Origin of the sequence: Pseudomonas sp. Irchel s3f19 (assembly GCF_900187555.1) — a bacterium.
GTDB classification, from domain to species: domain Bacteria; phylum Pseudomonadota; class Gammaproteobacteria; order Pseudomonadales; family Pseudomonadaceae; genus Aquipseudomonas; species Aquipseudomonas capeferrum.
Window position 1 is genome coordinate 36673 of sequence record NZ_FYDW01000001.1, and the last position, 14149, is coordinate 50821.

The 14149-nt window shown below is 64.9% G+C and carries 12 protein-coding genes; 4 read left to right on the plus strand and 8 right to left on the minus strand.

Annotated elements, in window-relative coordinates; genetic code table 11:
- Nucleotides 1-10 precede the first annotated feature (10 nt).
- The 7 genes from CKW22_RS00160 to CKW22_RS00190 form a co-directional block, all read right to left on the minus strand.
- Nucleotides 11-1171: an acyl-CoA dehydrogenase family protein gene (locus CKW22_RS00160; RefSeq protein WP_047580963.1), complete on the minus strand. Its 1161-nt coding sequence runs from the start codon at nt 1169-1171 to the stop codon at nt 11-13.
- 27 nt (nt 1172-1198) lie between these two features.
- Nucleotides 1199-1993, minus strand: coding sequence for an enoyl-CoA hydratase/isomerase family protein (locus tag CKW22_RS00165; RefSeq protein WP_033698775.1), 795 nt, complete (start codon nt 1991-1993; stop codon nt 1199-1201).
- 222 nt (nt 1994-2215) lie between these two features.
- Entirely contained in the window at nt 2216-3619 is a 1404-nt protein-coding gene (locus tag CKW22_RS00170) for an amino acid permease (protein WP_047580965.1), read from the minus strand.
- A gap of 220 nt (nt 3620-3839) precedes the next feature.
- On the minus strand, nt 3840-6098 hold the full coding sequence (locus CKW22_RS00175) for an ATP-binding protein (protein ID WP_095063587.1): 2259 nt from the start codon (nt 6096-6098) through the stop codon (nt 3840-3842).
- Nucleotides 6095-6877, minus strand: a complete 783-nt coding sequence (locus CKW22_RS00180; protein WP_095063588.1) for an ABC transporter substrate-binding protein — start codon at nt 6875-6877, stop codon at nt 6095-6097. Before CKW22_RS00180 ends, CKW22_RS00175 begins: the two co-directional genes overlap by 4 nt.
- A complete protein-coding gene (locus tag CKW22_RS00185) occupies nt 6874-7590 on the minus strand; it encodes a response regulator (RefSeq protein ID WP_095063589.1) in 717 nt (238 codons plus the stop codon). The genes CKW22_RS00180 and CKW22_RS00185 overlap by 4 nt, the downstream gene beginning before the upstream one ends.
- Before the next feature lie 74 nt (nt 7591-7664).
- Nucleotides 7665-8309, minus strand: coding sequence for a TetR family transcriptional regulator C-terminal domain-containing protein (locus CKW22_RS00190; protein ID WP_033698782.1), 645 nt, complete (start codon nt 8307-8309; stop codon nt 7665-7667).
- A gap of 130 nt (nt 8310-8439) precedes the next feature.
- Here CKW22_RS00190 and CKW22_RS00195 point away from each other — a divergent pair, with 130 nt between their 5' ends.
- The 3 genes from CKW22_RS00195 (at nt 8440) to CKW22_RS00205 (ending at nt 11296) form a co-directional block, all read left to right on the plus strand.
- Nucleotides 8440-9186 carry an enoyl-CoA hydratase gene (locus tag CKW22_RS00195; protein WP_047580971.1) on the plus strand — a complete coding sequence of 249 codons (747 nt, stop codon included), beginning with the start codon at nt 8440-8442 and terminating at the stop codon, nt 9184-9186.
- A 367-nt stretch (nt 9187-9553) separates the two neighbouring features.
- Nucleotides 9554-10933, plus strand: a complete 1380-nt coding sequence (locus CKW22_RS00200) for an MFS transporter (RefSeq protein WP_095063590.1) — start codon at nt 9554-9556, stop codon at nt 10931-10933.
- Nucleotides 10934-10945: 12 nt separating this feature from the next.
- Nucleotides 10946-11296 (plus strand): cupin domain-containing protein, encoded by a 351-nt coding sequence (locus CKW22_RS00205; RefSeq protein ID WP_033698785.1) that lies wholly within the window; start codon nt 10946-10948, stop codon nt 11294-11296.
- A gap of 106 nt (nt 11297-11402) precedes the next feature.
- Here CKW22_RS00205 and CKW22_RS00210 read toward each other — a convergent pair whose 3' ends face one another.
- Nucleotides 11403-12464, minus strand: a complete 1062-nt coding sequence (locus CKW22_RS00210) for a GlxA family transcriptional regulator (RefSeq protein WP_033698786.1) — start codon at nt 12462-12464, stop codon at nt 11403-11405.
- A gap of 286 nt (nt 12465-12750) precedes the next feature.
- On the opposite strand from CKW22_RS00210, the gene CKW22_RS00215 reads away from it, so the two are divergent.
- Nucleotides 12751-14142, plus strand: a complete 1392-nt coding sequence (locus tag CKW22_RS00215; RefSeq protein ID WP_033698788.1) for an FAD-binding oxidoreductase — start codon at nt 12751-12753, stop codon at nt 14140-14142.
- Nucleotides 14143-14149 lie beyond the last annotated feature (7 nt).

Here is a 14149-nt window from a genome sequence, read left to right on the forward strand (position 1 = left end):
TCCAGGGCGATCAACGCAGCAACGGGCGCAGCAGTTCGCGGGCAATGATGTGCCGCTGGATTTCCGAGGTGCCCTCCCAGATCCGCTCGATGCGGGCGTTGCGCCAGATGCGTTCGACCGGCCCTTCGTCCATCAGGCCCATGCCGCCAAAAATCTGCACGGCTTCGTCGGCGACCTTGCCCAACACTTCGCTGGCGAACAATTTGGCCATGCCCGCTTCGCCATCGGTCATGTTGCCTTGGTCCATCTTCCAGGCGGTGTGCAGGGTGAGCAGTTCGGCGGCGCGGATCTGCGTGGCCATGTCGGCCAGCTTGAACGACACGCCCTGGTAGCTGCCGATGGGTTGGCCAAACTGCTTGCGGTCGGCAGCCCACTGCAGGGAGGCGTCGAGTGCGCGCTGGGCTTGGCCGACGCAGTTGGCGGCGACCATCACGCGGCCGGCGGTAAGCCAGGCGTTGGCCACTTCCCAGCCCTTGCCGACCTCGCCCAGCACCTTGCTGGCCGGTACCCGGCAGTCGTCGAAGAACAGCTCGTAGGTGTGATAACCCCGGTTGCTCACGCACTTGGGCCCGCGGCGAATGGTCATGCCGGGGGTATCCCGGTCGACCAGCAAGGCGGTGACCGCATTGCGCTTGCGCCCGTTGTGCTCGTAGGTGTCGGTGACCGCGAAGACGATGGCGAAGTCGGCATGGCCGGCGTGGCTGATGAAGTGCTTGCTGCCGTTGATCACGTAGTCGTCGCCCTGGCGTACGGCACGGGTCTTGATGGCGTTGGCGTCAGAGCCGGCGCCGGGTTCGGTCAGGGCGAAGCAATCGGTCTTTTCACCCTGCACGCACGGCAGCAGGTAATCGGTGATCTGTTGGTCCTTGCAGGCCATGAGAATTTTCGAGGGGCGCGCGACGAACACGTGCAGTGCCCAGGAAACCTTGGACAACTCGCGCTCGATCAGTGCCTGGGACAGGTAGTCGAGGCCACCGCCGCCGACTTCCTCGGGCATGTTGAAGGCGTAGAACCCGGCGGCGATGGCCTTGCCGCGGATCTGCGCGGCAAGCTCCGGCGACACGGCGTCGGCGCGGTCCACCGCCTCTTCATGGGGCAGCAGTTCCTTGGCCACGAAGCTGCGTACCGCTTCCACCAACATTTCTTGTTCTTGGGTCAGTTGGAAATTCATCTGCGAAGGTCCTGGAGGGGGAACGGGTTATTGGCCAACGAAGTGTGGCGGGCGGCGTTGCACCGAGGCCTTGAGCGCCTCGGCGCCGTCCTGGCTACGCCCGCACAGCAAGCCGGCCTGGCGCTCGGCCTCGAGCTGCTCGGCCAGGGTGCGTTGCGCGCCCTCGCGGATCAGCCGCTTGGTCTGCGCGTAGGCGAAGGTCGGGCCGTTGGCCAGGCGGCCGGCCAGTTCGGCAGCCACTGCAGGCAATTGCTCGTCGGCGCAGACCTCGCTCACCAGCCCCGCCGCCAACGCGCGGTCGGCGCCCCACAGTTCATCGAGGAACAACAGCCGTTTGGCTTGCTCGCTGCCGATCAGCCGCGGCAGGTGCCAGCTGGCGCCGGCGTCGGGGCTGTAGGCCATGCTGGTGTAACCGGCCTTGAAACGGGCCGAGGCGGCGGCGATGCGCAGGTCGCAGCACAGGCTCAGGTCCATGCCGCCGCCGACGGCGGTGCCATTGATGGCGGCGAGGGTGGGTTTGTCGAGGGTGTGCAGGCGCAGCATCAGGGCGTGGGCGGTCTCGGTCCAGCCGTAGCTTTCCAGCGCGCCCCGGGCTTCGGCTTCGGCCCACTCGGCAAGGTCGGCACCAGCGCAGAAGCTGCGCCCGCTGCCGGTCAGCACCACCACGCGTACAGCCGGGTCGCTGTTGCAGGTGTCCAGCAGGGCATGCAGTTGCTTGAGGGTGGGGATGTCCAGCGCGTTGCGCTGTTCGGGGCGGTTGAGGGTGATCCAGGCAACGCCGGCTTCGACCTTGCTCAACAGCGACGATGACGGGGTAGTCATGGGGGGCCTCTCGGTATTGTTGTTAGGGGTGGAGGGCTTGACGAGCTGATACTAAACGAGTGTTCAACAAGGTGGAGTGGGTTGTTACAACTTTGCACAACTCGGGTTTTTGCGGTGAGCTGTGAGATAGCGGGGGGCTGCTTTGCAGCCCTTTCGCGGCGCGAGGCCGCTCCTACAGACGACCGCGTTCTGTTGGAGGAGCGGCCCCGGCAGACCCAAGCCCTACCCCACACTCGGCGCCAAGGCCCCCTGGCGCCGACGGTTCACCACGAAATACGCCGCATAGCACAGGGCAATGAAGCCAAAGCCCCAATACAACGACGGCCGCTGGGTCTCATCCATGGCTAGGAACACGAACAGCGAGCAGCACAAGGTGATGCACAGCAGCGGCACCAGCGGATACAGCGGCGCCTTGTACTTGAGGTCCTGCAGCTGCCCACCATCGCGCAGAAACGCCTTGCGGAACCGGTACTGCGCCAGGGCGATGACGATCCAGGTCACCGTGCCAGACATGCCACTCACCGCCATCAGCACCATGAACAAGGTGTCGGCGGCGATGAAGCTGGTCATCAGCGACACCAGGGCAAAGCACAGGGTGATGCTCAGGGCACGCAGCGGCACCCCGCGTTTGCTCAACGGCGACAGGCTTCTGGGCGCCATGCCCGTCTTCGACATCGCCCAGAGAATGCGTGTGGAGGCATACAGCCCGGAGTTGCCCACCGACAGGATGGCGGTGAGGATGACGAAGTTCATCAGGTCGGCCGCATAAGGAATGCCGACCATGTCGAATACCTGCACGAACGGGCTTTCCATCAAGCCGGCCTGCTCGTAGGGCACGATGGCTGACAGCACGGCAATCGCCAGCACGTAGAAGATCAGCACGCGGAACACCACGTTGCGCACGGCGCGGGGGATGCTCTTTTCCGGGTGCTCGGTCTCGCCGGCCGCCACGCCCATGATTTCGCAGCCCTGGAAGGCATACACCACGGTCATCATCACCGCGAACACCGCCGACAGCCCGTGGGGGAACACCGACTCGCCCATCAGGTTGTTCAGCATCGGCGCCGGCGCCCCGCTGTTCAGCGGGATGGCGCCAAAGATCACCAGCAGGCCGATCACGATGAAGCCGAGGATGGTCGCCACCTTGATCCCCGAGAACCAGTACTCCGCCTCGCCAAAGGCCCGGGTGGCCAAGGCATTGAGGCCGAACAGCACGACCACGAACAACGCCGACCAGTACCAGATCGGCACCTCGGGGAACCAGCGGGTCATCAACATGCCTGCAGCGGTGAACTCCAGGCCCACGGTGGTGGCCCAGCTCATCCAGTACACCCAGCCGATCATGAAGCCGGTGGCCGGGCCGATAAACTTGGTGGCGTGAGCCTGGAACGAACCGGAGACCGGCATCTGCACCGACAGCTCGCCCAGGCAGACCATCACCAGGTACATCAACAGCCCCGCCACCAGATAGGCCAGGATCGCGCCCATCGGCCCGCCCTGGTTGATGGTCACGCCCGAGCCCATGAACAGACCGGTGCCGATCACACCGCCCAGCGACAGCATGAAGATGTGCCGGCTTTTCAGCGCGCGGGTGAGCTGGATCTTGCCTTCGTGAGTGTCAGTCATGGCGCATCCCCCCGTTGCTGGGGGTGCGTGGCAACGCGGGCGCGCCGCTTACAAGCGTTGGTTCAAGGAGGGGCTGAGCGCTACGGCATGTCATTATTGTTATCTCCAATAAGCCTCATGGACCGCGTGCAACACGGTTGCCATCGATTATTGGAAACGGATGTAAGGTGCCGTTGTACGAACCGCTCGAAGATGTAAAAAGTCGTAAGTTTTTTGTACGTCAGCGCTGGGTCAGCTGTTGCAGGGTCGTGCGGGCCTGTTCCAGCTGGGCTGTCAGCGGCTCGCCGAGCGCCAGCAGCGCCTGCGCGTCGTGACGCTGCGCTGCCGCCTCAAGGCGGCGCAACAGCGCAGCCAGGCCGGCAAAACCCAGGGAATCGCAACTGCCCGCCAGGCGGTGCGCAAGGTGCAACACCTCTGTGCAGTCCATGGCCTGCAGGGCATCGGCCAACGCGGTAGCGTGTTGCTCGAGCGACTGGCGCAACACCGCCAGCAGGTCCTGAAGCTTCTGCTCACCGAGCAAGCTGCGGTGGGTTTGCAGCAGCGACCAGTCCATGCCCAAGCCATCGGCAGGCGCAGCCAGCTCGGCAGGCGCCGCCTCGGCCAGGGCCTGGCGCAGCTGGCCCAGCCGCAGCGGCTTGGCCAGTACCCCCTGCATGCCGGCGGCCAGGTAACCGGGCACCTGCGCTGGCTGCACCCCGGCGGTCAGCGCCAGGATGCGGCTGTCACGGTTTGGCCCTGGGGTGGCGCGGATACGCCGGCACAACTCCACCCCGTTCATGCCGGGCAAGTGCACGTCCAGCAGGATCAGGCCGAACCGCCGCTGGGCACAGGCTTGCAGGGCTTGCTCGGCGTCCTCGGCAAAGCACACCCGGTGGCCATCGCGGGCCAGCAAGCCGCCCACCACCTCGCGGTTCAGCGCCACGTCCTCGACCACCAGGATATCCAGGCTGGCCGAGGCTACGTGAGCGTGCTCACGGGCGACGGCAGGCTGCCCACGCGCCATGTCGAGCTCGAACCAGAAGCAACTGCCCTGCCCTGGCACGCTGTCCAGGCCTATGCACCCGCCCAGCTTTTGCACCAGGTGCTTGCAGATCGCCAGGCCCAGGCCGGTGCCCCCGTAACGCCGGGCCACGGCTTCGCTGGCCTGGATGAAGCGGTCGAAGATCTTCGCCTGCATGGCCGGTTCGATGCCGATGCCATTGTCACTGACCGACACCCGCAGCCGCTGCCCGCGTTCATCGCTGGCCAGCACCTGCACCCTCAGCGTGACCTGGCCGTGCTCGGTGAACTTGATGGCGTTGGCCAGCAGGTTGCTCAGCACCTGGCGCAGGTACTGCTCGGCGCCGTGCTGGTGCTCGGCCAGCTGCCCGTCGATCGCCACGTGCAGCGTATCGCCGCGCTCCAGGGCCATGGGTTCGAGCAATGCCAGCACCTCCCCGCACAGCTGGCGCAGCGAGAAAACCAGCGTTTCGGCGTGGCTTTCACCCTCTTCCAGGCGGGCAAAGCAAAGCACCTCGTCAAGAATGGCCAGCAGCCCCTCGCCGGCCTTGTACAGGGCCTCCAGGCGTTGCCGGTCGGTAGCGTCGAGCCGGGCCCCACGCAGCAGTTCGGCCATGCCCAGAATGCCGTTGAGCGGCGTGCGCAACTCATGGCTCATGGTCGCCAGAAAGCGCGACTTTGCCAGGTTGGCGGCTTCAGCCTCGTCCTTGGCCCGGGCCAGGCTCGCCGTGCGCCGCTCGACCATGGCCTGCAGCTCATCGCGCTTGCCCTGCAGCGCCAGGCGGTCGAGCTCGCGGCGCTCGATGTCGCTGAGGATGGCCCGGCGCATATCGTCCAGCGCATGGGCCACGGTGTCGATTTCGTCCGGGCGCGCCGAGCGGCGCCGGTCCAGGCGCAGCGGCTGCTGCCAATGCCCGGCACCGATGCGCCGGGCAAACTCGGCCATCACTTGCAAATGGCGCGTCACCAGGCGGTAGAACAACCCCGACAGCGCGACGGCCAGGCCACATAGGAAAACGCCCATCCACAGCAGGCTGGCCAGGCCTGTGGCATACAGCCGCCGGTGCACCGCGCCCAGGTCGATGCTGACCTCCAGTTCGCCAAGGTGCCGCGCGGGCCCCGAGGGCGGCTGGTAATCCAGGGGGAAGCGCTCGATGCGCAGGGGCCCCTTGGGCTCGGCATCACCGCGCAACAGGGTGAAGTCATCGCTGACCAGGCGTACCCGGGCCACATCGGAAAAGTCCACCAGGCCACGCAACTGCACATCCAGTTGCGCTTCGTCGAGGTCCCACAGGCTGCGCTCGAGGCTTGCCAGGTAACCGGCGCGGATCAACGCCATGCGCGCTTCGATATCGCGCATCTCACGGCGGTATTCGAAGTACAACTGCACAGAGCTGGCCAGCACGGTGAAGCACAGGCTGAACAGCAGGATGAACAGCAGCAGGCGCCGCAGCAGGCCATCGGTGCGCAGGCGGATCATCGCGCGTCCGCCGGCAGGTCGATCATGTCGCGGTAGGTCACTTCGCTCTGCTCCAGCCAACGGTCGATCTCGCCGGCTTCGCGCATGCGCTGCAGTTGACGGTCGATCTCGTCCATGTGCTTGCTCAACGGTGATTGCCGCGACACCGCAACGCGCAGGTAGTCCACGCTCAGGGCGGCGGGCAAGGCGCGGATGTCTTCGGCGCCGGGCAGGTGCTCGATGAACAGCTCCCCGGTGCGCCGCTCCTGAATCACGAAGTCGATGCGCCCACGGATCAGCTTGCCGAAGTTCTGCTGGCTGGACGAGACCCGCTCGATGTTCTGGTGACGGGCGACGAAACGGTCGAATTCGGCGCCATAGCTTTCACCGTAGAGCAACCCGCCACGGTACCGGGCCAGGTCTTCCAGGTGCTCGAACTGCACGGGTCGACGGCGGTTGTAAAACACCGCCACTTCCTCACGGATCACCGGCACCGAAGAAAACCGCATGCCTTGGTCACGTTGGTCGCTGTCGTAGGCCAGCACCACATCCACCCGCCCGGCGGCAACGTCCATCAGGCAACGCTTCCAGTTGCCCAGCACCATGGTCTGCACGTCTCGGCCCATCCGCGCGAACAACTCACGAACCACCGTTGGCGCCAGGCCGCGCACCTGGTGGCCGTCGCTCCAGGAAATCGGCGGGTATACCGGGTAGTCGCAGTAGCGCACCGGCTCGGCCGCTGCGGCCTGCACGCCTGGCAGCAGCAAGGCCAGGGCGAGCAGGCTGCCAAGGGTGTTCACGCCGGCACGCTGGCAGTGAACAGGTAACCGGTGCCATGGATGGTGATGATCAACTGCGGCTCGGCCGGGTCGTCGTGCAGCTTGCGGCGCAGGCGGCCGACCAGCACGTCGATGGAACGGTCGTTGGGCATCCACTCACGGTTGCGAATCTGGTCCATCAGCTGGTCGCGGCTCAAGGTATGGCCACTGTTGCGCAGGAACACGCTGAGCAACTGGAACTCGCCGTGGGTCAGCAAGGTTTGCCCGCCACGGGGGTCGATCAGGCGCCGGCGGTCAGTGTCCAGCGCCCAGTCGGCAAACTGCTTCAGCGATTGTGCGCAGGCGGGGGTTGGGTGCACCTCGCGGGCATGGCGCACGCGGCGAATCAGGTTTTTGGCGCGCGAAACCAGCTCACGGGGGTTGAGCGGTTTCATGATGTAGTCGTCGGCGCCGCACTCCAGGCCGACGATGCGGTCGATGTCGTCGTTGCGCCCGGTGATGAGGATGATGCCGACCTCCGAGCGCACCCGCAGCTCGCGGGTAAGGGTCAGGCCGTCCTTGCCGGGCAAGCGGATGTCCAGCAGCACCAGGTCGACGTCGTGGCTGCCAAGCAGCGCCTCGGCCTTTTCGGCGGTGTCGGCACAGTGCACGTCGTAGCCTTCCTGGGACAGATAGGCCTGCAGCAAGTCACGAATAAGCGGATCGTCATCGACGATCAATACCCGAGGCGTCATTGCGTGTCGTCTCTTTTTTTATTGGTTTGGTCTACACACTCGCGACAGCAGCGTACTCGTTACTGAACGGGCGATCAACAGCCCTCGGGCAGGCGGAAGCGTTGCCGCCCACCGGCCTGCAAGCCATCGACCCAGGCCTCGCAGATCTGCACACCCTGGGCCGGGGTGAAGGTGCCGGGGTTCAGGCCCGATTCGAGCCACAGGCCATCGAGCAAGGCGCTCAGGCTGATCGCCGCCAGGTCGGCGTCAAAGCCCTGCCAGCCCTCTTCCACGGCCAGCGTGGCAAGCAGCCGGCTCAGCTCGTTGCGGTATTCGCCATACGAGTGTTCATGCACCTGGTTGATCGCCTCGGCGGTCTTGACGGCGCCCCAGAACGCCAGCCAGGCATCGAGCAGCTGCGGGTCGAGCAGTTCGGCGCAGAACGAGGCGCGGAAGAACGCCGACAGCCGCTCGCGGGCCGTGGGCGCGGCCTGGGCCATGGCTTCGCGCAACAGGCCCATGACCCGCCCGGTGACCGCCATGTAGGCTTCGGCCACCAGTTCGTCCTTGCCGGCGTAATGGTGGCTGATCAGCCCCACCGACACCCCGGCCTCGGCGGAAATCTTGCGGATCGAGGCCCCCTGGAAACCATGGCGTTTGAGGCAGACCAAGGTCGCTTCGACCAGGTTGGCCTTGCGCAATTGCGGCAGCATGCGGTGGTAGCGGGCTTCCTGGCTCATCGGCGGTTCTCGGGCGGTTGACGGGGCTGAACGACTGTACAACAAGCCGAACGCCATGATAAACCCTGATGGCCACTGCCCGGCGGTTACCCTGTTGCCGGGCTCACCCACAACAACAAAAGCGGCTGCCATGAACGACCTGATCACACGCGAACTGGACCAGGGCCTGCTGACCCTGACCTTCAACCGCCCCGACAAGCTCAATGCCCTGAACATCGCCATGTACCGCCAGTTTGGCGACCTGCTGCTGGCGACGGGTGAAGACCCGCAGGTGGAGGCGATCCTCATCACCGGCGGCGCGCACTGCTTCAGCGCCGGCAACGACCTACGCGATTTCCTCGACAACCCGCCCAGCGACAGGGACAGCCCGGTGTTCCGCCTGATGCGCATTGTCATGGGCCTGGAAAAGCCGCTGATCGCTGCGGTCAGTGGCGCGGCGATCGGCATCGGTGCCACCCTGCTGCTGCATTGCGACCAGGTACTGGTCAGCCGTTCGGTGAAGCTGCGCATGCCCTTTGCGCCGCTGGGGGTATGCCCGGAGTTTGGTTCCAGCCTGTTGCTGCCGCGTATGCTCGGGCATGCCCGCGCCGCCCGCTTGCTGATGGCCAACGAGCTGCTCGATGGCGAGCAGGCGGTGGCCTGGGGGTTGGCCAATGAGCTGCATGACGATGGCGAGCAGTGCCTGGCGGCTGCACGGCAACTGGCGCGGCGCCTGCAGGGTTATCCGCAGGAAGCGTTGCGGGTCAGCAAGCGCCTGCTCAAGGATGGGCTGCGTGAGGCGCTGGAGGCGACTGTGGAGCGGGAGAGCCAGTTGTTTATCGAGTGCTTGCGCACGCCGGAGGCCAGGGCGGCGTTGCGGGAGTTGGTCAGGGATTGAGGATCGGGCGCTGGTCTTGAAGTGCATGGCCTGATTTTTCTGGCGCCTGTGAGATCGAGCGCCGCCCGCGCGGCGCTTCGCGGCGCAAGGCCGCTCCCACATCTGTGGACCCCCGAGTCTGTATAGCGCCCATAGGCAGCGGCATTGCCACCCGCACCCTACCCCGTCACCACTGAGCTGGACACCCGCACAGGCGTGGCCGCCATCCTGCGCGCCAACGAAATTCAATAAGTTCCGTTACGGCAGGTGCCAAGCCACCCGGCAAGGGCATGCCATGACCCGTCCCAACCGTTATATGGAACCTCTGCGGCCCGGTGCGATAGTGCGGCGGCGCTACTGCGTCGAATAACAACAAGAGGTAAGTCCAATGTCCGTATCGAAACGCTCCGTCGAAGATGCGCCACTCAATGCGTTCCACCGCAAGCTGACGGTCTATTCCGCTGGCGGGCCGTTCCTCGACGGCTATGTGCTGAGCATCATCGGCGTGGACATGCTGCAGATCACCAATGCCCTGCAACTGTCCGCCTTCTGGGAGGGGCTGATTGCTGCCTCGGCGCTGATCGGGGTGTTCCTTGGCGGGTTCCTGGGGGGGTGGTTTACCGACAAGTACGGGCGCAAGGTGCTGTACCTGGTCGACCTGATCGCCATTGTCGGGTTTTCGGTGGCGCAGTTCTGGGTGGAGTCGGCCTGGGCGCTGTTTGCCTGGCGGCTGTTGATCGGTATCGCGGTGGGCGCCGACTACCCCATCGCCACCTCGCTGCTGGCCGAGTTCCTGCCACGCAAGCAACGCGGGCCGCTGCTGGCCGCGATGGTGCTGATGTGGTTCGCCGGGGCCGCCACTGCCTACATGGTCGGCGAGCTGTTGCTGCGGGTCGGCGGCGATGATGGCTGGCGCTGGGTACTGGCCAGTGCGCTGGTGCCGGGTGCCTTGTTCCTGATTGCCCGTAGCGGCACGCCGGAATCACCACGCTGGCTGCTGAGCAAAGGCCGCATTGCCGAGGCGGATGCAGTGATCAAGCGGGTTTATGGCCCGGACTACTCCATCGCCGACCTGCCGGAGCAAGTCAGCGACAAACCCGTATCGGTGTGGTCGCTGTTCCACTCCGGCTACGGCAAGCGCATGGCCTTCGTCACGCTGTTCTGGACGTGCGCCATCGTGCCGCTGTTCGCCATCTACGCGTTCGCCCCGAAGGTGCTGCAGGCGCTGAAACTCACCGGTGACTGGGCGGCCTATGGCTCGATCGCCATCACCTTGCTGTTCACCCTGGGCTGCCTGGTGGCCACCAAACTGATCAACCGCCTGGGGCGGCGCAAGATGCTGATCCACAGCTTCCTTTGGTCGGGCATGTCGCTGTTGCTGCTGGGCCTGTTCCCCGATGCATCACCCACCACCGTGCTGGTGCTGTTTGGTGCCTACGCGGTGCTGATTGGCGGTGCTCAGGTGCTGGAATACGTCTACCCCAACGAACTGTTCCCCACCGAAATCCGCGCCTCCGCCGTGGGCCTGGCCACTTCGCTATCGCGTGTTGGCGCGGCCGTGGGTACCTACCTGGTGCCGATCTCGCTGGTGTCCTACGGCATTGCCAACACCATGTTCGCCGCCGCCTTGATCTCGCTGTTCGGTGCACTGATCTCGTGGTGGCTGGCGCCAGAGACCAGCAAGCTCGACCTGCAACAGGCCGCCGCGCTGGGCAGCACCAGCGCTGCACCGTCACCATCCCACAAAACTGTCGCTCGTAAAGCCTGAAGGAGCCCTTCCATGACTCAAGTACTTACCGTTGTACGCAATGCCGCTGCTTCGCCCTTGGGCGCACCCGCCCCTGCCCGCCTGCCGATCGGCGAACCGATTGCCCAGGCCGCCACGGCGCAGGAGCAGACCGATGAAGCGGTCGGCGCCAGCATCGGCGTCTGGGAAAGCAGCCCGGGGGTGTTCCGCCGCTACCTGAAAAACCGTGAGTTCAGCCACATCGTCAGCGGCAGTTGCACCTTTACCCCCGACGGCGGCGAGCCGGTCGAGCTGCGGGCGGGCGACGCGGTATTGTTCCCGGAGAACTGCGAAGGCGTGTGGGACATCCACGAGACCCTGCGCAAGACTTACGTGTTGTTCTAGGCGTGAGACAGTTGGGATCGAGACTCAGGCGTTTGGCTGGTTTTGACAGTGCATCTGACTGAGATTTTGGGGCCGTTTGCGGCCCCAAAAAAGCTTGAGCAACACCCTACAACTCCGGGTCCAGCCCTACCTTGTCCCCATGCCAATCGAACCGCTCCACCTCGTGGCGCCGCTTGCGGAAGCTGTACGGCGTCTCGCCATACTGCTTGCGGAACCACAAGATGAAGTGCGACGCATCGGAAAACCCGCACGCCAGGGCAATGGTGGTGATGTTCTGGCTGGTATTCACCAGCAACCGCCGCGCATGGTCCAGGCGCAGCTTGCGCCAATAGTTGGCCGGTGGTTCCTGGGTGTTGGCGACGAACTCGCGGTGCAACTGGCGAGGGTGGGTGCCCACCGCCTCGGCCACGGCCTTGAGCGTCATCGATGCATCCAGGTTGGCGCGCATGAAGGCAATGGCGCGCTGCACGCGGTCGTTCTGGTACACCGAATCACTGGCGGCCTGGCCTTCTTGCTGGTCGGCGCGCTCGTCCACCAGCAGGTACTCCAGCCCTTTCTGCGCCCGCACCGCACCGCAATGCCTGCGGATCAGGTTGGCCGCCAGGTCGATCGCCGTGCCGCCCGGGCAAGTGATGATGCCACGGTCATCCACATAGCTCTTGTCGATCACTGCGGTGGACAGCGGGAAGCGCTCCTTGAACTCGTCGCGCAAGGTGAAATGCAACGCGCAACGCCGGCCATCGAGCAGGCCTGCCTTGCCCAGCACGAACGACGCCGAACACAGGGCAATGATCGGGATGTTCGCGGCATGCACCTCACGCAGCGCATCGAGCAGCCAGCCTGGCGGGTTGCGCGTTTCGCTCAACAGCCCGCCCGCCAGCACGATGTAGTCGTACTGGGCAAACAAGTTCAGCGGCTTGGTTGGCGAAATGGGCATGCCACAGCTGGCGGTGATCGGTTGGTCGTCGAGGGTCATCCAGTCCCATTGGCAGTACACCTGCTGGCTGCGGAACGACTTGTCGGCGGCGAAGCGCAGCGAGTCGACCAGCCCGGCGACGGGCACCAAGGTGAACTGATTGAGAAGGAGGAAACCGACCCGCAGTTCAGGCTTGATCTGCGAGACGGTTTCGGCGGCCTGCGGTTGTTGTAGGTATTGTTCGGCGACCATGGACGCTGCTCTCATCACATCCGAAGTGAATGCCATTCTAAGCGTACACCGGCGTCCGCCCTATCATATTCAGCACTATAAATAGAAGATCTCAGACAAGGCAGGACGCTACGGTTGACTGCCGAGATGCCCCACCAAGGCCTCGCTCTTCCTTACTCTGACAAGGGTGCCAGTCCCTCGCTGAGCGAACGCCTACTTCCTATCAATTGTCATGACTGTAATATCGCCCCCTGGCCGCGCTGAGCATCATGTATGCACAAGACAAACATGCTCAGAGGCACCCCTCATGTACCGTGGATTCTGGTATGCCCAGGCGCTGGACCTGGACAACGACCTCGCCCCTGCCCTGCAGGACTCGATTCAAGCCGACGTGTGTATCGTCGGCGGCGGCTTCCTTGGGCTGTGGTCGGCTATCCGCCTGAAGCAGGCCCACCCAGAACAGACCATTGTCATCGTCGAGCGTGACCGCTGTGGCTCGGGTGCCAGCGGACGCAACGGCGGCGTTGCCACCAACTGGTGGGGCAAGTACCTGTCGGTGCGCACCATCTGCGGCGACGCCGAAGCCAGGCGCATCTGCGAGGCCGCCGAGTCGGCCATCGACGAAATCGGCAGCTTCTGCCAGGAACACGGCATCGAGGCCCAGTACCGCAAGGACGGCTGGCTGTGGACTGCCACCAACCCGCGCCAGATGAATTCGTGGCGAGTGCTGACCGACGGCCTGCAGAAGCTCGACGTCAACCCCTTCCAGGAACTGGACCGCCAGACCATTCGCGGGCGGGTCGGCTCGCCGCTGGTGCTGGGCGGCATCTACGACCCCAACGCCGCCACCGTGCAGCCCGCCATGCTCGCCCGTGGCCTGCGCCGAGTGGCGCTGAAGCTGGGCGTGCAGATATTCGAGAAGTCACCGTTCACCCACCTGCAGCGCGGCGCCAGCCCCGTGGTGCACACCGCCAAGGGCCAGGTAAAAGCCAAACAGGTGGTACTGGCACTCAACGCCTGGGGCGCGCAGTTCCCGGAGCTGCGCCGGATGATCGCGATCATGTCCAGCGACATGGTGGCGACGGCACCGGTCAAGGCCAAGCTCGATGCCATCGGCTTCAGTGGCGGCGAATGCATGACCGACTCGCGCACCGTACTCAACTACTGGCGCAACACCCCCGACGGGCGCGTGGTGTTCGGCAAGCCACTGGGCCAGTTCGCCTACGCCGGGCGCATTGGCAACCTGTATGAAAAACCCTCGCCAGCGGCCGACAAGGTCGCAGCCGAACTGCGCCGCCTGTACCCACAACTGCAAGATGTGCCAGTGGTCAGCAGCTGGACCGGCCCCATCGACCGGGCCATGAAGGGCTTGCCGAACTTCGGCTACCTCGACCACCACCAGAACATCAGCTACGGCATTGGTTTTTCCGGCAACGGCGTGGCGACCACCGTGTTTGCCAGCCGCATCATCAAGTCGCTGGTCGAGCACGCCAATGACGAATGGGCCAACTGTGGCCTGGTCAACCAGAAGATGAAAATGTTGCCGCCAGAGCCGTTGCGCTTCTTCGGCGCGCACTTGGTGCGTGACGCCCTGGTTCGCAAGGAAACCCTCGAAGACCATGATCAGGATGCCGGTTTCGTCACCCGCCGCCTGGTGGCCATGGCCCCGGCCGGCTACGTGCCAGCCCAGAAAAAGTAAGGAACGG

Bases quoted from the DNA above. Each gene is read 5' to 3' on its own strand.
- CKW22_RS00185 (WP_095063589.1), bottom strand. From the start codon at position 7,590: ATGACGCCTCGGGTATTGATCGTCGATGACGATCCGCTTATTCGTGAC.
- CKW22_RS00170 (WP_047580965.1), bottom strand. From the start codon at position 3,619: ATGACTGACACTCACGAAGGCAAGATCCAGCTCACCCGCGCGCTGAAA.
- CKW22_RS00215 (WP_033698788.1), top strand. From the start codon at position 12,751: ATGTACCGTGGATTCTGGTATGCCCAGGCGCTGGACCTGGACAACGAC.
- CKW22_RS00160 (WP_047580963.1), bottom strand. From the start codon at position 1,171: ATGAATTTCCAACTGACCCAAGAACAAGAAATGTTGGTGGAAGCGGTA.
- CKW22_RS00195 (WP_047580971.1), top strand. From the start codon at position 8,440: ATGAACGACCTGATCACACGCGAACTGGACCAGGGCCTGCTGACCCTG.
- CKW22_RS00205 (WP_033698785.1), top strand. From the start codon at position 10,946: ATGACTCAAGTACTTACCGTTGTACGCAATGCCGCTGCTTCGCCCTTG.
- CKW22_RS00190 (WP_033698782.1), bottom strand. From the start codon at position 8,309: ATGAGCCAGGAAGCCCGCTACCACCGCATGCTGCCGCAATTGCGCAAG.
- CKW22_RS00175 (WP_095063587.1), bottom strand. From the start codon at position 6,098: ATGATCCGCCTGCGCACCGATGGCCTGCTGCGGCGCCTGCTGCTGTTC.
- CKW22_RS00200 (WP_095063590.1), top strand. From the start codon at position 9,554: ATGTCCGTATCGAAACGCTCCGTCGAAGATGCGCCACTCAATGCGTTC.
- CKW22_RS00165 (WP_033698775.1), bottom strand. From the start codon at position 1,993: ATGACTACCCCGTCATCGTCGCTGTTGAGCAAGGTCGAAGCCGGCGTT.
- CKW22_RS00210 (WP_033698786.1), bottom strand. From the start codon at position 12,464: ATGGTCGCCGAACAATACCTACAACAACCGCAGGCCGCCGAAACCGTC.